General features: G+C 60.7%; 18 protein-coding genes. 7 read left to right on the forward strand and 11 right to left on the reverse strand.

Features of this window, described 5'->3' with window-relative positions:
• Positions 1-9: 9 nt before the first annotated feature.
• The 4 genes from B208_RS0113630 to gatB form a co-directional block, all read right to left on the reverse strand.
• Complete coding sequence (locus B208_RS0113630; protein ID WP_007979587.1) at positions 10-723, reverse strand: lytic transglycosylase domain-containing protein; 714 nt, start codon at positions 721-723, stop codon at positions 10-12.
• Between the two features lie 134 nt (positions 724-857).
• Positions 858-1,535, reverse strand: coding sequence for a DedA family protein (locus B208_RS0113635; protein ID WP_007979586.1), 678 nt, complete (start codon positions 1,533-1,535; stop codon positions 858-860).
• On the reverse strand, positions 1,520-1,777 hold the full coding sequence (locus B208_RS0113640) for a hypothetical protein (RefSeq protein WP_018128927.1): 258 nt from the start codon (positions 1,775-1,777) through the stop codon (positions 1,520-1,522). The genes B208_RS0113635 and B208_RS0113640 overlap by 16 nt, the downstream gene beginning before the upstream one ends.
• A gap of 146 nt (positions 1,778-1,923) precedes the next feature.
• Complete coding sequence (gatB, locus tag B208_RS0113645) at positions 1,924-3,441, reverse strand: Asp-tRNA(Asn)/Glu-tRNA(Gln) amidotransferase subunit GatB (RefSeq protein ID WP_007979582.1); 1,518 nt, start codon at positions 3,439-3,441, stop codon at positions 1,924-1,926.
• A gap of 232 nt (positions 3,442-3,673) precedes the next feature.
• Here gatB and B208_RS0113650 point away from each other — a divergent pair, with 232 nt between their 5' ends.
• The 3 genes from B208_RS0113650 to B208_RS0113660 are packed head-to-tail and all read left to right on the forward strand — an operon-like array spanning position 3,674 to position 8,447.
• Positions 3,674-3,940, forward strand: a complete 267-nt coding sequence (locus tag B208_RS0113650) for a DUF7518 family protein (protein ID WP_232423799.1) — start codon at positions 3,674-3,676, stop codon at positions 3,938-3,940.
• A gap of 27 nt (positions 3,941-3,967) precedes the next feature.
• A complete protein-coding gene (gene smc, locus B208_RS0113655; RefSeq protein ID WP_007979578.1) occupies positions 3,968-7,546 on the forward strand; it encodes a chromosome segregation protein SMC in 3,579 nt (1,192 codons plus the stop codon).
• The gene (locus B208_RS0113660) at positions 7,539-8,447 is read left to right on the forward strand and encodes a segregation and condensation protein A (protein ID WP_007979576.1); all 909 of its coding nucleotides are present in this window, start codon (positions 7,539-7,541) and stop codon (positions 8,445-8,447) included. The genes smc and B208_RS0113660 overlap by 8 nt, the downstream gene beginning before the upstream one ends.
• Here B208_RS0113660 and B208_RS0113665 read toward each other — a convergent pair.
• The 4 genes from B208_RS0113665 to B208_RS0113680 all read right to left on the reverse strand — a co-directional run bounded on the left by B208_RS0113665 (position 8,444) and on the right by B208_RS0113680 (position 11,996).
• Positions 8,444-9,514 (reverse strand): pyridoxal-phosphate-dependent aminotransferase family protein, encoded by a 1,071-nt coding sequence (locus tag B208_RS0113665; protein WP_007979574.1) that lies wholly within the window; start codon positions 9,512-9,514, stop codon positions 8,444-8,446. The two genes, B208_RS0113660 and B208_RS0113665, sit on opposite strands and share 4 nt — an antisense overlap.
• Before the next feature lie 135 nt (positions 9,515-9,649).
• Positions 9,650-10,498 carry an S-methyl-5'-thioadenosine phosphorylase gene (mtnP, locus tag B208_RS0113670; RefSeq protein WP_007979573.1) on the reverse strand — a complete coding sequence of 283 codons (849 nt, stop codon included), beginning with the start codon at positions 10,496-10,498 and terminating at the stop codon, positions 9,650-9,652.
• Between the two features lie 182 nt (positions 10,499-10,680).
• Positions 10,681-11,280: an HD domain-containing protein gene (locus B208_RS0113675; protein WP_018128928.1), complete on the reverse strand. Its 600-nt coding sequence runs from the start codon at positions 11,278-11,280 to the stop codon at positions 10,681-10,683.
• Positions 11,281-11,285: 5 nt separating this feature from the next.
• Entirely contained in the window at positions 11,286-11,996 is a 711-nt protein-coding gene (locus tag B208_RS0113680) for a phosphoribosyltransferase (RefSeq protein ID WP_007979569.1), read from the reverse strand.
• A 292-nt stretch (positions 11,997-12,288) separates the two neighbouring features.
• On the opposite strand from B208_RS0113680, the gene B208_RS0113690 reads away from it, so the two are divergent.
• On the forward strand, positions 12,289-13,677 hold the full coding sequence (locus tag B208_RS0113690; protein WP_007979565.1) for a chymotrypsin family serine protease: 1,389 nt from the start codon (positions 12,289-12,291) through the stop codon (positions 13,675-13,677).
• A 542-nt stretch (positions 13,678-14,219) separates the two neighbouring features.
• Here the strand turns inward: B208_RS0113690 and B208_RS0113700 are convergent.
• The gene (locus B208_RS0113700) at positions 14,220-14,552 is read right to left on the reverse strand and encodes a hypothetical protein (RefSeq protein WP_007979560.1); all 333 of its coding nucleotides are present in this window, start codon (positions 14,550-14,552) and stop codon (positions 14,220-14,222) included.
• A 676-nt stretch (positions 14,553-15,228) separates the two neighbouring features.
• Entirely contained in the window at positions 15,229-16,029 is an 801-nt protein-coding gene (locus tag B208_RS23910) for a hypothetical protein (RefSeq protein WP_139025503.1), read from the reverse strand.
• 486 nt (positions 16,030-16,515) lie between these two features.
• On the opposite strand from B208_RS23910, the gene B208_RS0113720 reads away from it, so the two are divergent.
• Positions 16,516-17,439 carry a PhzF family phenazine biosynthesis protein gene (locus B208_RS0113720; protein WP_007979554.1) on the forward strand — a complete coding sequence of 308 codons (924 nt, stop codon included), beginning with the start codon at positions 16,516-16,518 and terminating at the stop codon, positions 17,437-17,439.
• Between the two features lie 18 nt (positions 17,440-17,457).
• On the opposite strand, the gene B208_RS23350 is transcribed toward B208_RS0113720, so the two are convergent.
• Positions 17,458-17,814, reverse strand: a complete 357-nt coding sequence (locus B208_RS23350) for a KTSC domain-containing protein (protein ID WP_018128930.1) — start codon at positions 17,812-17,814, stop codon at positions 17,458-17,460.
• 180 nt (positions 17,815-17,994) lie between these two features.
• Between B208_RS23350 and B208_RS0113730 the strand changes: the two genes are divergently transcribed.
• Both B208_RS0113730 and ppsA read left to right on the forward strand, forming a co-directional pair.
• Positions 17,995-18,333: a DUF7344 domain-containing protein gene (locus tag B208_RS0113730; RefSeq protein WP_018128931.1), complete on the forward strand. Its 339-nt coding sequence runs from the start codon at positions 17,995-17,997 to the stop codon at positions 18,331-18,333.
• A 119-nt stretch (positions 18,334-18,452) separates the two neighbouring features.
• Positions 18,453-20,747: a pyruvate, water dikinase gene (ppsA, locus tag B208_RS0113735; RefSeq protein WP_007979548.1), complete on the forward strand. Its 2,295-nt coding sequence runs from the start codon at positions 18,453-18,455 to the stop codon at positions 20,745-20,747.
• Positions 20,748-20,752: the final 5 nt, after the last annotated feature.

The following is a 20,752-nucleotide window of genomic DNA, read 5'->3' on the forward strand; positions in this document are numbered from 1 at the left end:
TTCGAATCCTCACGCGTCGGTGAGATACCGCTCGACCGACCAGCCCCACACGCCTCGGTCGAGCCAGTGGACGCCCCACCACGTGTAGCCGCCTTTGTCCGTCGGACCGTTCATGATTTCGCCGACCTCGCCGGGTGAGATGGTTGCGACGATTGGCTGACCGGTTCCCGGCTGCTCCCGCGTGTTCAGATCGACCGTCGGCGTTACTCGGTCGCCATCGACGAATTTGTCACCGCCACTGCCGCCGCCGTAGGTGTCGCGGTAGTACGCCGCGGCGTCCTTCACGTCGCTGACGTACGACCAGCTGTGGTTGTAGGCGTAGAGCGCGCTGTCCCAGTCGCCGGGCGCGCCGCTGTCGGTCAGGTAGTAGGCGGCGGCCGGAATCGCGTCCTGATAGTCACAGATGTCGGCCACGCCGTCGCCGTTCCCGTCGATGCCGTAGTAGTCCCACGTCGAGGGCATGAACTGCATCGGGCCTTTCGCCCCGGCGGACGAGGTGTCACATCCCGCCTCGTACTGGCCGTGTTGGGTCTCGATCCAGCCGACGCCAGCGAGATACGTCCAGTCGATTCCGTAGTCGCTTCCCGTCTGCTGGTACTCGGTCAGATAGTTCGACGGGATGGAACCGGGCGTCGCCGCCGCGGACCCCGAGAGGCCGCTAATGGTCACCGCCGCCGTTCCCGTCGCACCGACTTTCTTTAGTATGTTGCGTCTGGATGGCATCTGCAATTATCTGGCGAGTCTACAGAGAAATATATTTTTCTCCAAATTCCAGAAATAAAATGGCCAGGACGGAGTATCCGACCGTCCTCGGCGGTGCTTCCGGCCGGACAAAAGCGGGCGAATCGGGCGCGCCTTCACCGTTGTGAGGCGATTTCTCGGATGAGGTGTTCACGAGCAAGCCAGACGCCCGCGGTTCCAACCGCGAGGACGACGCCGATGCCCGCGATGACGGCCCAGTTTCCTCCGATTCCCTCGATATACGGCGTGACCGTGGTCGAAATCGTCGTGACTGCCCAGTCGAGCGGTGAGGTTTCCCCGGACCCCTCGTAGACGAGGTACGTGAGAAACACGTTGAACACCAGCGAACCGCTCGCGGAGTAGACGGTGAAGGTTCGCACGTCCATCTCGGCGATTCCGGCCGGAATCGAGATGATGGCGCGCATCAACGGAAGCATCCGACCCCAGAGAACGGAACTCCGGCCCCACCGTCGGAACCAGCGTTGGCTTCGCTCCAAATCCGACTCGGAGACGTGAAGGATGTGTCCGTACCGGTCGAGCGCCGCCTTGCCGTTCCTCCCGAACGCGTAGTACCCGAGGAGGCTCCCGGCGGTCGCTCCGGCGGTGGAAACCGCGACGAAGAACCCGAATGACATCGGGTCGTGGACGAGTTGCGTGGCCGCGAACGGGACGACGATTTCGCTCGGCGCGAAGTGGAGGATGAACGCCGTTTCGAGCGTCAAATAGATGAAGACTGCCAAATACCCGTATTTCACGACGAACGAGAGAATGGTATTGGCTAGCCAATCGAACATTCGATAACCCCTTCTTCGTTCTCCATAATTAATTTTTTCATGGCGGGTAATCTCAATATTATTGTTGTCGAACAATACCGTTCCGTAGCGAACCCATGTGATAACGTCTCGTACTTTATCGCCGACGCGCCACGCTCGGCTGTCATCGCCAACGGCACGATGAACAGCGGCAATTCGCCCGGAATCGCGTATTCAAGCGAATAGACGACGAACGTCGCGACGAAAACGCCCAGGCCGGTCACGAATCATATGTCTTGCTCCGAGAACCACACGTAGGTTTAAATCGAAAGAAGAGACCAACCGCCGACATGCCGTAGCCGATTGCCGCGAAGGGGTCGAGGCGGGTGTGCGACGCTCCCCTCGCGGTCGTTTCCACGTCGCCTGTTCGTTACTCGTCCAGTCGTTCGCGGAGCATGCCGTTCACGCTTCCGGGGTCGGCGCTGCCGCCGGTCTTCTGCATAACCTGTCCGACGAGGAAGTTGATAGCGCCACCTTCCCCGGCGTGGTAATCCTCCACCGTGTCCGGGTTCTCCTCGATGGCTTCCGTTACGGCCTGTTCGACTTCGCCCGAGTCGGCCTTGCCGAGTCCCTCGCGGTCGATGATGGTCTCCGGGTCGTCGCCATCGTCCAGCATCTCTCGGAGAACCGTCTCTTCCGCGTTCTTGGCCGTAATCTCGTCCTCGGCCACCAGTCGAATGAGGTTCTTGAACTCCCCGAGGCGTTCCTCGACGTCCGTGATCTCCATGTCGCGGTAGTTGAGTTCCCCGAGAAGGCTGTCGGCGACCCACGCCGCGGCGAGGTCGGGGTCGAACGCTTCGGCCACGTCTTCGTAGAAGTCAGCGACCTGCTTGCTCGACGTGAGCTTGCTCGCGGCCTCCTTGTTCAGGCCGTACTCCTCGCGGAACCGCTCGCGGCGGGCGTCCGGCAGTTCCGGGATTTCGAGCTTTTGCTTCCAGTCGCTCACTTGGAGCGGCGGTAGATCTTCTTCGCGGAAGTAGCGGTAGTCCTTCTCTGCTTCCTTCGAGCGCATCGAAACCGTGGAACCGTGCGTTTCGTTGAAGTGGCGCGTTTCCTGTTCGATGGCCTTTCCGCGGCGGATGAGGTTCTTCTGTCGGCTCTCCTCGTAGGCCAGCGCGCTTTCGGCCCCTTTGTGGCTCGAGATGTTCTTGACTTCGGTCCGGTTCGCCTCCGCGAGAACGTCCTCGGGAATCGACCCGTCGTCCGCAACGTCCTCCTCGGGAATGATGGACAGGTTGGCGTCGATGCGCAGGCTACCGTCCCGCGTCGAGTCGAAGACGCCGAGGTATTCGAGCACTTCCTCCAACTTTTCGAGGAAGGAGACGACTTCGCCGGGTTCACGGAAGTCGGGTTCGGTGACGATCTCCATCAGCGGCGTCCCGGCGCGGTTGTAGTTGACGAGGGTGTAGTCGGCACGGTCGATACCGACGGTCCGGGTTTCGATGTCGCCCGTTCCGTCCCGAACGTGCCGGAGACTGCCGGGGTCCTCTTCGAGATGCGCGCGGTGGATGCCGACCGTTCGAGTTTCACCCTCGAAGCTGAACTCAAGTTCGCCGTCCTGACAGATGGGCGCGTCGTACTGGGTTATCTGGAATCCCTTCGGAAGGTCGGGATAGAAGTAGTTCTTCCGGTGGAAGGTCGTCTCCTCGGGGATGTCGGCGTCGATGGCTTTGCCGACCTTGACAGCGTACTCCACGGCCGCCTCGTTCAGTACCGGGAGCGCCCCCGGCAATCCGAGACAGACCGGACAGGTGTAGGTGTTTGGTTCGGCGTCGTCTTGGTCGGTCGAACACCCGCAGAAGATCTTCGTGTCCGTTTCCAATTGGACGTGGATTTCGAGGCCGATAACGGCCACGAGTTCGCCCTCTTGGACAGCCTGAGCAGTCATTACAGACTGGTTGGTCGGGTGAGTGTTAAAAGCCTACGGGACGCTTCCAACGACGCCTCTCACGAACGGAACGAGCTAATCGGTCCCGCTTCGGTTTCCGTGAGCATTCGCCGTCGATACGTTGTCGGTGCTCGACCTACTGTCCTATTGGTTGTGACGGAGCGATTTACTTCACAGGAGTCTGCCACATGTCTGACGCACATTTATAGGCAAACCGTCACGCATACGTTATATGACTAGCCAGCGCGACCGTATCGGCTCACTCGAATCTCGAATGGAAGAACTGGAAGCGACGATTCGTGGCCTGACGGAGGAACTCGTGGACGCGAACCAGCGAATCCGCGAACTGGAGCAGGCACAGGAAACGGCGGACGCGGACTCGAAATCGGAATCAGAATCGGAATCGGCGCAGGACGAAGAGGCTAAATCTGACGAGTCCAAGGACGACACAGAAGAAGAGGAGTCGTCCGGACTCGGCGACGACATCATCGTCGCGTAGGACTTCTCCTCACCCCACGAGCAATCCATGCACATCAAAACGCTCGTCCTCGACAAATTCAAGAGCTTCGGCCGGAAGACCGAAATCCCGTTTTACGAGGACTTCACCGTCGTGACCGGCCCGAACGGCTCCGGGAAGAGTAACATCATCGATAGCGTTCTCTTCGCGCTCGGATTGGCCCGAACGCGCGGCATTCGCGCCGAGAAACTGACCGACCTCATCTACAACCCCGGCCACGACGGTGACGAGGCGGCGGGCAACGGACCGCTCGAAGCATCCGTGGAAGTCGTTCTGGACAACAGCGATGGCACCCTCGACCGGACGCAGGTCGTCAACGCCGCCGGGACGGATAACGTCGGAGACGTGGACGAAATCACCATCAAGCGCCGGGTCAAACAGACCGAGGACAACTACTACTCGTACTACTATCTGAACGGCCGCTCGGTCAACCTTTCGGACATACAGGACCTGCTCGCACAGGCGGGTGTGACGCCGGAAGGTTACAACGTCGTCATGCAGGGCGACGTGACCGGTATCATCAACATGACGCCGTACGAGCGGCGCGAAATCATCGACGAAATCGCCGGTGTGGCGGAGTTCGACGCGAAGCGGGACGCCGCCTTGGAAGAACTCGAAGTGGTCAAAGACCGGGTTGAGGAGGCCGAACTGAGAATCGAGGAGAAAGAAGACCGGCTCGACCAGTTGCGGGACGAACGTGAGACGGCGCTCGAATATCAGGGTCTCCGCGACGAAAAAGAGGAGTACGAAGGTTATCTGAAGGCTGCCGAACTCGAAGAGAAACGGTCGGATTTGGACGCGACTCGAACGGATATCGACGCCAGAAAGGAGGAACTCGTCTCCCTCCAGCGCGAACTGGACGAAAAGCAGGGAAAAGTCGTCCGTCTCGAAGACCAACTGGAGGAACTCAACGCCGAAATCGAGCGCAAGGGCGAGGACGAACAGCTCGCCATCAAGAGCGAAATCGAGGAGGTCAAAGGCGAAATTTCCCGTCTCGAGGACAAAATCGAGACGGCGGAAGAGAAGATCGAGGACGCGGAAAACCGGCGACGGCAGGCGTTCGTCGAAATCGACCGTAAACAGGAGACGGTCGACGAGTTGGACGGCGACATCCGAGACATCAAAATCGAGAAGGCCTCGGTTAAGGGTGAAATCGGAACCAAGGAAGCGAAACTCGCCGAAATCGAGGATGAGATAGATAACGTCGACACCGAGTACGACGAGGTGAAAGCCGACCTCGCCGAGAAGAAAGACGCTCTGGAAGCCGAAAAGAGCGAGAAAAACGAGCGCCAGCGGGAGAAAGACCGCCTGCTGGACGAAGCGCGGCGACGTTCGGACGCGGTGAACGAGAAGCAAAACGAACTCTCGTCGGCCCGCGAGCGGATTCCCGAACTCGAAACCGAACTCGGCGATTTGGCCGACGAACTGACGAAAGCCGAGCGAAACGCGGCGCAAATCGAGGACGTGGTGTCGGATCTGAAGGAAGAAAAGTCCGAACTTCAGTCGGACCTCGACGCGGTAGAAGGGAAGATACAGTCCAAACAGCAGGAGTACGCCAAACTGGATGCGCGGGCCAACGAGAGCGGCGATTCGTCGTTCGGTCGCGCCGTTTCCACGATTCTGAACGGCGGGGTGGACGGCGTTCACGGCGCGGTGGCACAACTCGGAAGCGTGAACCAGCAGTACGCAACGGCCTGCGAGACGGCTGCGGGCGGCCGACTGGCACAGGTCGTCGTGGACGACGACAGCGTCGGACAGCGCTGTATCGAGTATTTGAAACAGCGAAATGCGGGCCGGGCGACCTTCCTGCCCATCACGAAGATGCAAAAGCGCCGCCTACCGTCCCTGCCCAACACGCCGGGCGTGGTCGATTTTGCGTACAATCTCATCGACTTCGATTCGGAGTACGCCTCGGTTTTCTCCTACGTCGTTGGCGACACGCTCGTCGTGGAGGACATGGAGACGGCCCGCGAGTTGATGGGCGACTTCCGCCTCGTGACGCTCTCGGGCGAACTCGTGGAGAAGAGCGGGGCAATGACCGGCGGTTCGACCAGCGGGTCGCGCTACTCGTTTTCTGCCTCCGGCAAGGGGAAAATCGAGCGCGTGGCGCGCCAGATCAACGAGTTGGAGGACGAACGCCAGTCGATTCGACAGTCCATCAACGGCGTCGAGGAGCGGTTGGACGACGCCCGCGACCGGCAGACCGACGCGACGGACCAAGTTCGAAGCATCGAGAACGACATCGAACGGAAGGAGTCCGAACTCGAATCCATCGAGGAGCGCATCGGGTCGCTCCAGGACGAAATCGAGGAGCTACAGGACGAACGCGAGTCGGTCACCGAGCGGATGGAGGAACTCGACGCCGAGGTGTCGGCCCACGACGAAACCATCGCGTCCATCGAGGAGGACATCGCGGACCTCGAAAGCGAACTCGCGGATTCGAAGATTCCCGAGTTGACGAGCGAGGCTGACGAGGTGAACGAAGAAATCGACGCGCTTTCGGACCGAATGGATTCGCTCGACGGCAAACTCAACGAACTGCAACTCGAAAAGCAGTACGCCGAGGACGCCATCGACGACCTCCACGACGAGGTGGAGTCCGCACAGAACCGAAAAGCCGAGCAGGAAGAGCTGATTTCGGAACTCGAATCGGACATCGAGGAGCGAGAGGAAATCCTCGAAGAAAAGCGCGAGGCGGTATCGGAACTCGAAGAGGAACTGACCGAACTCAAGGACGAACGCGCCGAGTTGAAGGAGGAACTACAGGAGGCGAAGTCGAAACGCGACGCCCAGCAGTCGAAGGTCGAGGGCGTCGAGAACCGCCTCGAAAGCCTGCAGCGGAGCGCGAGTCGTCTCGAAGAGGAGGTGTCCGAACTCCGGGAGGAGGTCGGCGAGTACGACCCCGAGGACGTGCCGGACCACGATGAAGTGCAGGAAAACATCGACCGACTCACTCGACAGATGGAGGCGCTCGAACCCGTCAACATGCTCGCCATCGACGAATACGACGAGGTGGACGAGCAGTTGGACGACCTGAAGGACCGAAAAGCGACGTTGGTGGAAGAGCGCGACGGCATCCGCGAGCGTATCGACTCCTACGAATCACAGAAGAAGGAGACGTTCATGGAGGCTTTCGACGCCATCGACGCGCACTTTCAGGATATCTTCACTCGCCTGTCGGCCGGGTCGGGCGAGTTGTTCCTCGAAAACGACGACGACCCCTTCGACGGCGGCCTGACGATGAAGGCGCAACCGGCGGACAAACCCGTCCAGCGTCTCGACGCCATGAGCGGGGGCGAAAAGTCGCTGACCGCGCTCGCGTTCATTTTCGCCATCCAGCGCTACAACCCCGCGCCGTTCTACGCGCTGGACGAGGTGGACGCCTTCCTCGACGCCGTGAACGCCGAACGCGTCGGTGAGATGGTGCACGAACTGGCGGGCGACGCACAGTTCGTCGTCGTCTCGCATCGCTCCGCGATGCTCGACCGTTCGGAGCGGGCCATCGGCGTGACGATGCAAGGGGACAACGTGAGCAGCGTGACTGGTATCCGGTTGGACGGGGAGCAGGAGGTGCCCGCGGATGACTGAGGAGTTTTCGGAGGAAAACCGAGACGACGACATACCGCTCGACATCGCCGGTCACGAAGACCGGGAGCGGGGGGAGTCGGACCTCCTCTCCGACCTGCCGACGGAGGAGTCGGACGACGAGGTGGAACCGGTCGAACTGCTCGTGCAGCTCGCGGAGGAGGGCGAAATCGAGCCGTGGGACATCGACATCGTGGACGTGACGGACAAGTTCCTCGACCGGTTGGACGGCACCGACCTCAGAACTTCGGGACGGGCGCTGTTTTACGCCAGCGTACTCCTTCGGATGAAGAGCGACGCGCTCCTCTCGGAGGACGAACCGGAGGAGGAAGCGGAACTCGAACCGTGGGAACCGCCGATGTCGATGGACGAGACGGACGGGTTCGATCCGGTCGCGTCGCTCGAAGACGAGATGGAGCGACGACTCGACCGGAAAAGTGCCCGTGGCAAGCCTGAGACGCTGGACGAACTCGTCCGCGAACTCCGGGAGCGCGAACGCGGGTCCTGGTGGAAGGAGTCGCGGACCTACGACACGAGCGGGTCGCCGCAGGGGTTCCAGCGCGGAACCCAGACGCTCGATTACCACTCGGGCGACGACATGCGCTTCGACGACGAACCCACGGAGTCGGAGGTGACGGGCACGACCCACGACGAGGACATCGAGACGGTCATCGACGACGTGCGGGGTGCGCTGGTCGAACAGTACGAGGCGGGGAGAACGGAAGTGCTCTACGCCGAAATCGAAACGGTCGGTTCGACGCGGGTCATGACGTACCTCGCTCTACTGTTTCTTGCCCACAGAGGAACGCTCGTGCTCGAACAAGACGACCTGTTCGGCGACCTCTGGGTGCAGGACGCCCGCGAGACGGACGACGCGGAACCGCCGGAACTCCTCGCTGATTAATCGAGCACCGATTCGAGCGCGTCCATCGTCTTCTCGACGCGCGTTTCGTCGGCGCTGTAGCCCATGTGACCGACTCGGAGGAGGTCCGATGCCATCTCACCGAGTCCGGTGGCGACGAGGACGTCGTGGTCTTCGTACAATCGCTCCTGTATTTCCTCCGCACGTCCCTCGATCTCGAAGGCCGTGACGGTGGGCGAGCAGAGCGACTCCGTTCCGGGGAACGGTTCGAGTCCGAGTTCCTCGCCGCGCTCCCGGCAGCGTTCGGCCGCCGTTTCGTGGCGCGCGAACACGCTCTCCCGACCTTCGTCGAGAATTCGGTCCAGCGACGCCTCCAGGGCGTACAGGTTCGACACGAGGTGCGTGTACGGCAGGAACGAGTAGTCGGCGTCCTGCCACGGTTCCAGACTGGTGTAGAAGCCGTTCTGATCGGTTTCCTCGACCTTCTCCCACGCCGCATCGCTGACGGACATGGTGGTCAGGCCGGGCGGCGAACTGAAACACTTCTGCGAGGCTCCGAGACACACGTCGATGTTCTCGACCGGGACCTCGGTGCCGCCGAGCGACGACACGGCGTCCACGATGGTTAGAATCCCCGCCTCCTGCAACGTCGCCAGAATCTCGTCGAACTCGTTCAGCAGACCGGTCGGCGTCTCACAGTGGACCATCGTGGCGGCGTCGAAGTCGCCCGATTCGACGCGTGCGGCTACCTCGTCCGGGTCGAACGCGTCCCTGTAGTCGGCCTCGTGGACCACCGGGGTGCCGCCCGCCATCTCCACGAAATCCGCGAAGCCGTCGCCGTACACCCCGTTGGCGAGACAGAGCACGTCGTCGCCCGGCGCGACCAGCGAATCGACCGCAGTTTCCAGCCCGAGGATTCCCTCGCCGCCGAGGACGACCATCTCGTCGTCCGTTCCGTACACCCGCGCCAGTTTGTCGAGGAGGGTTTCGTAGTACGATTCGAACTCGGGATTCACGTCGGGGTTCATCGCCGGTTGCGCCATCGCTTCTCGAACGTCCTCGGGGACGGCGGTCGGCCCCGGCGTCATCGTGAGCGTGTTCTCGTCCATAGGTCCCCTGCGTTCGCCGTCGAAGTTAAACCGTTCCACCGACCGGGGCCCTGGGGACGGTCGAAGACCGGACTGGGCCGCTGGAAAAGCTCGTCGTTTTCCTACGTCGGTTTCGTTACCGAGTTCGGCTCGGATTCAGAGGTACTCGCCCGCGAGGAGATCCACTTCCTCGCGCGTCTCTTCGGGAATCGCTTCCGTCGGGGTGTTGATGGTGCCTTCGAGCGCGTGGTCACAGTCGCACTCGCGCTCGTCGGGCATGGTTCGAATCGCGTGCTCGACGACCTCCTTGATGGCGTCCTCGTTCTTCGCCGCGTTCTCCAACACTTCCTCCAACGTCACCTCGCTGTCCTCCTTCCACACGTCGTAGTCCGTGACGCCCGCCACCGTCGCGTAGCACATCTCGGCCTCGCGCGCGAGTTTCGCCTCCGGGATAGCAGTCATGCCGATGATTTCGAAGCCCTGTGCGCGGTAGAACTCGCTCTCCGCGCGGGTCGAGTACTGCGGGCCCTCGATACAGACGTAGGTGCCACCCGAGTGGTGGTCCGCGTCGGTCGCCTCGCCGCTGGCCTCCGAGAGGTGAGAGACCATGTGCGGGCAGTACGGGTCCGCGAAGGGCATGTGGACGACCATGCCGTCGCCGAAGAACGTCGGGGTTCGGTGTTTCGTCCGGTCGAAGATCTGGTCGGGAATCACGAGCGTCTGCGGCGGCAGTTCCTCGCGGAGGCTGCCGACCGCGTTGCTCGCTAGAATCCGCTCCACGCCGAGTTGCTTCAGCGCGTGAATGTTCGCCCGATACGGCGCTTCAGTCGGCGTCTTCTGGTGTTTCGGACCGTGGCGGGGCAGGAAGGCGACTTCCTTCCCGGCGAGTTCGCCGATGGTGACGGGCGCGCTGGGTTCGCCGAAGGGCGTCGTCACGTTCTCCTCGCGGGTGTTTTCGAGTGGCAGTGCGTCGTAGATGCCGCTTCCGCCGATGAAGCCTATCATGACGGGTACTCGTCCCGGTGTCCACCTAAACGACACGGGTTCGGTTCGGACGGGGATTCGGAGCCTTTTTCGCCCGTCCGTGCCGCACGATACCGCGACATACGACCCGAAATGCGATATCGGAGACCTTCCGTATCGTCCCCGCTCTTGGCTCGGGAACGGACCTCTCGGCTGCGGACCGCTTATTCGTCCGTCCCGTCCCGAACGGCCTCGTAGCGCGTCTCGATTTCCTCGAACAGTTCCTTGCCGATCGCGGTTCGGAGTCGCGGCTCCGCCGTGGCGAAGAATTCGTCCAAATCCTCGTACTCGTCGAACCGGTCGTTCTCCCGCTCGCCGTCGTACCGCGCTTCGCGCTCGTAGACGAGCGCTTGCAGGCACATGTTCACCAGGTCCATGTCCTTGACGAAGACGGACTCGGGGGTCTCGCGGGCTTCGTACTCCTCCCACAGGTTGCGGATTTCGGGGTCCAGCGCGGGCGCGAGGTCGGCCATGGCTTCTCGTTCCCGCCGGTCTTTCTCCGCCGCGGAAATCCGCTGGTCGGCGTCGTTCACGCGCGTCGCAACGTCTCCCGTTTTCGCCTCCGCGAGGTCGTGCACGAGCGCCATGCGGAGCGCCCTGTCGGTGTCGATGTCGGCTTCGTTCCCGTACTGCAAACAGAGCAACGCGACGCCCCACGTGTGTCCAGCGACCGATTCGGGGTCCGAAACCTCCCGGAGTTGCCACCCGGTTCGGCGTTCGTCCTTCAGCGCGAACGCGTCCGCGAGTGCGTCGATGGTGTCCACGGTTTCTACTGCACGCCGGTCGAGTTCTCCAGCAGTCGCCAGCCGTCGTCCTCGCGGGAGAGGACGTCTCGCCGAACCATCTCTTCGAGGACTTCGCTCAGGCGGTCCGGTTGGGCGATCTCCATCTGGATTCGCTCCACGTCGTGGTACTCGTTGAGGTAGTGTCGGATGTCGTCCTTCGTGAACACCTCGTCGTCGGCTCGGTCCAGCGCGCCGCTGGTGATGTCTATCATGTCCTCGATGAAGTTCCACGGGTAGACTATCCACGCCCACTCCTCCAGTCGCTCGCCGATGTAGTCGGGGTCGAACTCGCTCGTCTGGAGCAGTTGGAGGGTGGCGGTTCGGATTTCGCCCGCGTCGCGGTCCTCGACGTACTCCGCGGCGTGCTTGATGGACCCGCCCGTATCCGCGATGTCGTCGATGATGAGCACGTCCTTGCCCTCGACGCTCCCCTCGGGCATGGGGTAGCGGACTTCGGGTTCGCTCGACTTCTGGGCCGCCCCGACGTAGTGTTCCATCTTGAGGCTCGTCAGGTCGTCCAAGCCGAGGAAATCACAGATACATCGCCCGGCGAACCACCCGCCGCGTGCGAGCGCCACGATGACGTCCGGTTCGAATTCGGAAGTTTTCACCTGCTCGCTCACGTCGCGGCAGAGACTGTAGATGTAATCCCAGTTGGTGATGGTACATTTGAAATCGTCCGGGATATCGCTCATTCTATCCGAACGTCGCGCGTCGGCACACTTAACGGTTTACAGGTGGTCGCGTACCCCCAGTTGCACGCGTCGTCGAACCCCGAGAAATGCTCACTGCGGAGTGTATTCGACGGTTTGGAGATGACGGAGGGCACGCGCCGTCGCGTAGTGGTTCCCGTCCGCTATGGTCGGTCGTTCCCCGTGGAAACGCCACCACGCCAGCGCCATCAACTATATTACGATTCGCTCCTTAATATCATCGAATCAGGCAGTGAAACTACTGGAGACGGACCTGTCCTGACGCCCCCAAACCATGACGCACACACAAGAATTCGAACACCTCCTCGACTGCAAGAACGTCCTCGGCGTCGATTACGACGAGGAAACGAACACGCTCACGGTCTTCGTCTCGCAAAAGCTCCCGGACGCGGAACTCGACGACGAGGACAACGTGAAAAAGCGCGTCTCCGGCGTTACCGTCCGCGTCGAAGACGCGGGCTACGGCGACGAACGCGACGGGTTCGACGCGCTCGCCTTTCTCGAACCCCTCCCCGATGCCGAGGCGGGCCGCCACGACCGCCATCGACCGGTCGTCGGCGGTATCAGCGAAATCAACGCGAAATCGACGGCCGCGACCGCCGGGCCGTATCCCGCCCGCGTGACCGACACCGGCGCCGCGAACTGGGCCGAGTCGGTCTCCGAGGGCGACGTCGTTCGCCTCTCGAACAACCACGTCTACGCCCGGGTGAACGAAGGAGAGTTCGGCGAACCGGTCATCCAGCCATCGCCGAGGGACGGCGGGAGCATGCCGGACGACAAGACCGGCGAACTGCGCGGCTACGTTACCATCGACGACGGCGCGCTGGTGGACGTCGCGGCCCGCTCCGTTGACCCGGAGCGGGAATCGCCCGAGTACTACAAGTTGGACGACTCGTGGCCGACGAGCGTCCGCCGCGAGGACTACCGCTCGCTCAAGGGTCAGACGGTGACGAAGACGGGCCGCACCACCGGCGTTACGAGCGGCGACGTGAAAGCCACCGGCGCGAGCGTCCGCGTGAACTACGGCGACGCGGGCACCATCAAACTCCGCGACCAACTCATCGCGGGACCGATGTCGAAGGGCGGCGACAGCGGGTCGCCCGTCTTCCTCGATTCGACCGGCGAACTCGTCGGCCTGCTCTTCGCCGGGTCCGCGCGCCAGACCATCTTCTCCAAAATCGCGGCCGTCGAATCCGAACTCGGCGTCGAACTGCTGACCGAGGAACCCGGCGAGGGCGGGAGCGGTGGCGGTGGAAGCGGTGGCGGACGCGGCGGCGATGATGGTGGTCGTGGCGGAGACGGTGACGGCGGCCGTGGCGGTACGGGCGGAGGCGACGATGGGTCAGTTACCTACCGCGAGACGTTCGACACCACGGTCACGGTTTCGACCGACGGCCCGGAACTGTCCTTGGAGTCGTTCTCCGTGTCCGGCCCGACGGATTCTGGTAAGCAGGTGAAAGCGATCGCCGAGGTGTCCGGCACCGCCGTCGGAACCGGATGGCTCTCCGTGCAGGGGAACCGAACCACGTTCGAGTTGACCGACGACGACGCCCGCGACGGAGCCTTCGTCCGCGACGTCTCCCTGACCGTCGCAGTCCCCGACTCCTCGACGGATTCCTTCGATTTGCGCGTCACCGGCGGCTACGTCGTTCAGTCGTCGTAACGGCGTTCGAGTCGAGTTGGATCTCATTTTCATCGTTTCAGTAGTTAGTGCTGCCAATCACCCCGAAAATCGAGAGGACGACGTCCGAATACAACAAAAACTCGGCGTGAACGATTATCCGCTCTCATACGCGATTTGCCGGAGCCACCAAATGCAGACCATGGACAACAGTGTCGAGCCGAACATAAGCACGAATTTCAAGACCGAGCCAAACCCAAACAGTTCGCTCACCCTGCTGCCGAGCAAAATACCGACTGCAAGTGAGAGTGACCTCGTAGCTAGTCCCACATCTTTCAATGACTCATGCATTACTCTCGATACTGATTTGAAATATTTGAACTCCTCCTATTTCCTTTTGGTCGTGCTCGTTGCCGGACTCGTTCGACGCACGTTACCGGAGGCTACGTCGTTGAGTCGTCGTAATCGCCATCGGAACTGAATGCAAGGCGCACATCTTTCACCCCGCGCCTCCAGTTCGTTGCGTCCGTGGTGTTCTCGTAGCAGAACGAGGAGGAAAAACGGACGAGAAAACTCGACAGCATTCAGACGACGGCGAAGGTCGCAACGAGGCTCCAGAGGACGATGCCGAGGAGGTAGAACGTGAGAATCGCTCGGTTGTTCGTGGGGAGCGAGGACCCGACGTGCAACTGTGATGGTGCGGCGTCCGTTTCTACGAAGTCGTTTCCTTCACCACCTTCTATCGCCATGGTCGGGGCGCTTCCGGTCCGTGCATGGAGAAAGCAGAACACGAACAGGGACGCGATCAGCAGCAGGCCGATGGCTTTGCCATAGATGTATGCGAGCGGAACGACCGTTATACCCGCTGCGAGGACGGTGTACGCGAGGAGGGCGGAAACGAGAGTGTTTCGTTCCATAGCTTACTGCAACGAGTTGCAGGCCTAAGTTTTGTGAAGAAATCGATGTCTATTCGATTACGGTATCGAATCCGGCTATTCCGAACTAACAGGGGAAGTGCAGTCTGATTTCTGGGATTTCATCGCGTTTCGAGATGCGTGATTGGTTCGATAACTGAAGTAGAACATGCGACGGCAGTGAGGTCGAATTTTCGAATTTGGCCGGTTTGGACGGTTTACTTCCTGTGGGCAGTATAAGCGGTAGTGGAAAATATTCGGGATCTCGAATTGAGCTGGATACAGCACGTCATGCAATATAAGCGGAGATTTATTACCGCTTACACAGAATTATAGCGACAATGAGTACAGAACATCGCCGCACCCGGGGCAATGTGATCGGTATCGTGTCCATCTTACTCACTGCAATAGCGGTTCAACTCAGTGGATCACCACTCCCGGATTTCTTTGGCCTTGATACATTCGTTTGGTTCACTTTATTTGGACTCGGTGTGATTATACTACACACGGTGGGCGTTTTCGGAAAGTAACTTCTTCAGGTAGAAGAGGTCTACTAACACACATGGATGCCCTCGGTGAGAAGATCATCCAAGCCGATGCCCTTCTCTGGCACATCAGTAACGTTGGTGTTGGGATCGCGGTCTTCGTTGGTTGGCTCAAAACGACTATACAGTAGAAATCAGATAACAAACCAGTTGAAGATCGCAACGACAACGAGTAGCGGTGCAAGTACGCCGTATTTTACTAGCCGCCTCGTAAGATAGCGACGAAATTCCGTCGATTCTTGATCCGTAACCGCTAGAGGTAACGCATCAGTTCCGTAGAGTACTGGAGTTCCGTCCTCAATACGAAGGTTCCCGTATACTGTGAGTGTTGTTCCGTTCTCTATGGGCTTTGCCTGGACGTAGTACTGGCGTGCTCTGTCGCCTTTTGACTCGATCAGATCGATAACGTCTTCGATCTCATGTACGGTCTCGGTGCTCGTCAGATGGATGTATGGCGACGACCACATACTGGGCGAGACACTGATGGTTCTTGGTATTGTTGAGATGGTTGCCTCGGATAATGGAATTGTATTATGGGTGCGGATAAGCCACGTCGGATCGATCTTTGCAGTTCCCTCGTTGGTAGTAATCGAGAATTCCCCACATTCGATTCCGGACTCGTACCCCACTTTAGCCCGAGATATCGTTCTATCTTTTAGATCGATAACATAGAGGTTATCGCTATGTGAGATCCGCCACAGATATGCTCCTACTGCTGGATTATAAGCCGGAAATAGCTGGGTAGATCCCTCTGGAGGTGAGTCGACGGTTATGTCTCCTCGTAATAGGACTGTATCTCCTGTGTCAGTAATCTGTTTTTCTGTGTATGTCCCCGAGCGAATCAGCCAAAATATCTTGAGCGTACTGATTGCGTTGCTAAAATATGGTACCGACAATACTCCCGAAACTAGTGAGATAAAAATATTCAGTTCCATATACAGCCATCCATGCGTAAATGACGTATATATTTGCTGAATAGTCGTCTGAACCGGTCTGGATGCTCTCTTCGTAATATGAGAGAACTCATATCGGGTTTCTAGAATTCTTTGAGTTTGATACGCTTGCCAGTCTCGCTTAGTTCTGCGTAGTGCAACATGAGGCAGTGAGACAAACGGATCACAATCAATCCACTCTCCATATACCAGTGGACCACGTTTACTCCCGTCCGAAAAGCGGAAGCAGACGTGCTTACCGCCGCTACTCGATACGAACCGAATGTAATGGGTGTTTCTCATTCCTCCTCCACCGATAGTGAGAAATGTAGTGTGGCAGGAGAATCACGGAGTGATACCGAGGACGAGGGAGAACCGATTACGGACTCGGTTTGACCGTGGTTAGAATGGACAACGGGGAATCCAATTCAACCATCCCGCGGGTATCGAGAACCGAGGCTTAAACACCCCGTCGGACCATGCCCCGGTATGCAAACCTGTCGAACGCTGCTCGTGGACGCGTTCACGGACGAACCGCTGGCCGGAAACGCCGCCGGTGTGGTTCCCGACGCCGACGATTTGACGGCCGACCAGATGCAGGCCATCGCCCGCGAACTCTCGGTGAGCGAGACGGCCTTTTTTGTCGAAAGCGAGGACGCGGACCGCCGGGTCCGGTTCTTCACGCCGACGACGGAAATCGACCTCTGCGGACACGCGACGGTCGCCTCGCACGTCCACCTGCTCGAAGACGACCGCATCGAACCGGGAACGCACGCGCTCGAAACGAACGTCGGCGTGCTGGACATCGAGGTGGAAACGGACGGCACCGTCTGGATGACCCAAGACGACCCCGACGTCGAACCCGTCGATATCGAGTACGAACGACTGGGTGCGGCGCTCGGCATCGACCCGGCGGCGCTCCGCGATGTGGGCGAGGACCTCCCGCTGGCGGTTTCCTCGACGGGACTTCCCATTCTCATCGTCCCCGTCAACTTCCTCGAACACGTCGGCGGCGCGGACCCTGACATGGAGGCCATCGAGGAAATCGGGAACGAGGTCGGCGCGCTCGGCGTCTACGCCTTCACGTTCGACGCCATCGAGGCGGGCTCGACGCTCCACGGGCGGATGTTCGCCCCCGCGGTGGGGATTCCGGAGGACCCGGTGACGGGCACGGCGAGCGGGTCGGTCGCGGCGTATCTGGACGCGTACGACGCGTTCGACAACGAGGGCGAATCCGGGAATTTCCCGGACGAACTCCGCTTGGAGCAGGGTCACTTCGTTGACCGACCGGGATACGTGCGCGTGCGGGTCGATAATGAAACCGGCGTGCGAGTCGGGGGTCGGGCGACGACCGCGCTGGACGGCAGTTTGGTCGCCCCCGACGCGGCGGACGACGACATCATCGAGTGCTGACGACGGACGCGAACGACGTTATCGAATCCGACGATAGTCGTACGCTCCCCGGATATTTTCGTGAAAGTACGACCCGTGTGAGCGGGCGCTCAGGAGTTCCTGATACACCGATTGGGGAACGTCGGCGTACCGATACACGCCGCCGCTGTGGAACTCGATTTCGAGCGTCTCCTCCTCCGGGTCGTAGCCGACGCTCGCCAAACTGGTCGAATCTACGGGCGTCCGGGTTCGCGTCACGGACGCCAGCATGTCGTACGGGACGTATCCGACGACGCCCGCGTGGCGTCCCCGGAGGACGATTCCCTCGTTCCCTTCCTCGAATTCGTCGCACTCGATTCGTCTCGTTCGTTCGCCGTCGCGTGTGCGCGCTTTCATCGCCGAAGCCACGATTCGAACGACCCTCAACGCATCGGCCCGCAAATCATTGCTGTAAGTTATACAGAGGCACAGAAAGTTATTTATGTATAATCGCCATCTTCTATGGTGTGCCAATCCGGACGGTTCTACACGTCCATTTATCCAGTCCGTCGTGCTGTCCGGGTGGTCGGAGAAGCCATGACTAACAGCGAGACGCCAACCGAAACCGGAATTTCTACAGCCGCACCAAGCACGCGCGACCTGTCGAACGTCTTCGACGCTTTGCAACGCCCGGAACGTCGAACTGTCCTATCGTTCCTTCACGAGTGCGACGCCGACACCATCGAGTTGGACGAACTCGGAGCGCACGTTTCGTCTCGATTGACCGGTACGGATGAAACCCTCGTCCGGTCGATGCTTCATCACCACCATCTTCCCAAGCTGGCGGACTACGGGTTCATCGATTACGACAGAACGACCCTCGTAATCCGTCCGTGCGCCGACGTCGATGAGCTACTTCCCCTGTTCGTAGAATGATGAAAATCGCCCCCGGCGTCCTGGTGGCGATTCCAGAGTATATTCGGTTCTGAGTTACTTTTCCACGACGAACTGGTCGGAACATTCTTTATGTACCTGCTTGTTTCCCCCCATACGCAATGGTTGTACTCTGGCTGGACGAAATCAGTGCAAACGACCTCGAACTGGTCGGTGGCAAGGGGGCCTCGCTCGGTGAACTCACCGGTGCGAACCTCCCTGTCCCGCCGGGATTCGTCGTGACCGCCGAAACCTATCGACGGTTCATCGAAGAAACCGGTATCGCAGAAGAGCTGTTCGAGGCCGCTGACGTCGACACCGAGGATTCCGCGGCACTGGCGGAGGCCGAGTCGCGGGCGGAAGAGCTCATTCTCGGTACCGACATTCCTGAAGATATGCGCGAGGGTATCCTCGCCGCCTACGATAATCTAGATGACGGGAAGGCGTTCGTCGCGGTTCGCTCCTCCGCGACGGCGGAAGACCTCCCGGACGCGTCCTTCGCGGGACAACAGGAGACGTTCCTCAACATCACGCGCGACGATCTCGTCGAGCGAGTGAAAGAGTGTTGGGCGTCGCTGTTCACCCAGCGCGCTATCTACTACCGACAGGAGAAGGACTTCGACCACAGGAAAGTGGACATCGCCGTCGTCGTCCAGCGCATGGTGGACGCCGAAAAGAGCGGCGTCATGTTCACCAGCCACCCCTCGACCGGCGAGCCGAAGATAATCATCGAGGCCGCGTGGGGGCTCGGCGAGGCGGTCGTTTCCGGGTCCGTGTCGCCCGACAACTACGTCATCGACCGCGAAACCGGTGCGGCCGAGGACGTCACCATCGCCGACAAGAAGGTGATGCACGTGAAAGACCAGGACACCGGCGAGACGGTCGAACGAAGCGTTCCCGACGATAAACGGAACGCACGCGTCCTCTCGGAGGCCGACATCGACCGGCTCATCGAACTCGGCGAGGAGGTCGAGAGCCACTACGAAACCCCACAGGACGTGGAGTGGGCTATCGTGGACGGAGAGGTCTTCATGCTCCAGTCGCGTCCGATAACCACCATCAGCGACAACGGCACCATCGAGGCCGAGTCGTCCGAGGGCGTCGCCGACGGCAGCGGCGCGGCCGGAGCGGTCGGCGCGAGCGGTCACGAAATCCTCGTCGACGGACTCGGGGCCAGCCCCGGTATCGCGAGCGGCGCGGTCCGACTCGTCACGAAACTCGACCAACTCGACAAGGTGCGCGAGGGCGACATCATCGTCACCGAGATGACGACGCCCGACATGGTGCCCGCGATGAAGCGCGCGGCGGGCATCATCACGGACGAAGGTGGCATGACCAGCCACGCCGCCATCGTCTCGCGCGAACTCGGCGTCCCGGCCGTCGTCGGCTGTAGCAACGCCACCGATTCCCTCGAAGACGGGCAAGTCGTCACGTTGGACGGCGACAAGGGAACCATCCGCGAGGGCAAGCCCGAGCGAGAGACGGAGCGCGAGCCCATCGAGGAGGCGCGACCGAAGACCCCCGTCAAACCGATGACCGCGACGGAGGTCAAAGTGAACGTCTCCATCCCGGAGGCCGCGGAACGCGCCGCCGCCACGGGAGCCGACGGCGTCGGCCTGCTCCGAATGGAGCACATGATCCTCTCGACCAACAAGACGCCCGAACGCTACATCGAGGACCACGGCGTGGACGCCTACGTGGACGAAATCGTGGAGGGAATCCGCGGCGTCGCCGAGGAGTTCTACCCCCGACCCGTCCGCGTTCGCACGCTCGACGCGCCGACCGACGAGTTCCAACAGCTCCAAGGGGGCGAGAACGAGCCGAACGAGCACAACCCGATGCTCGGCTGGCGCGGCATCCGCCGGAGCCTCGACAAGCCCGGCGTCTTCCAGCACGAACTCGACGCCTTCAGCGAGCTGTACGACATGGGCTACGACAACGTACAGATCATGTTCCCGCTCGTCAACGACGCGGAGGACGTCCTCCGCGCCCGTCGGCTGATGGCCGAATCGGGCATCGACCCCGACAAACGCTCGTGGGGCGTGATGATAGAGACGCCCGCGAGCGCGCTCCAAATCGAGGAGATGGCACAAGCGGGCATCAAGTTCGCCAGTTTCGGCACCAACGACCTCACCCAGTACACCCTCGCGGTGGACCGCAACAACGAGAACGTCGCCAACCGGTTCGACGAACTCCACCCCGCCGTCCTCGAACTCATCGGCCAAACCATCGACTGCTGCCGCGAACACGACATCAACACGAGCATCTGCGGGCAGGCCGGGTCGAAACCGGAGATGGTTCGCTTCCTCGTCAACCGCGGCGTGTCGTCTATCTCGGCGAACATCGACGCCGTGCGCGACGTGCAACACGAAGTCAAACGCGTCGAGCAGAAACTGATGTTGGATTCGGTGCGGTAACGAGC

This window comes from Haladaptatus paucihalophilus DX253 (genome assembly GCF_000376445.1).
GTDB lineage: Archaea > Halobacteriota > Halobacteria > Halobacteriales > Haladaptataceae > Haladaptatus > Haladaptatus paucihalophilus.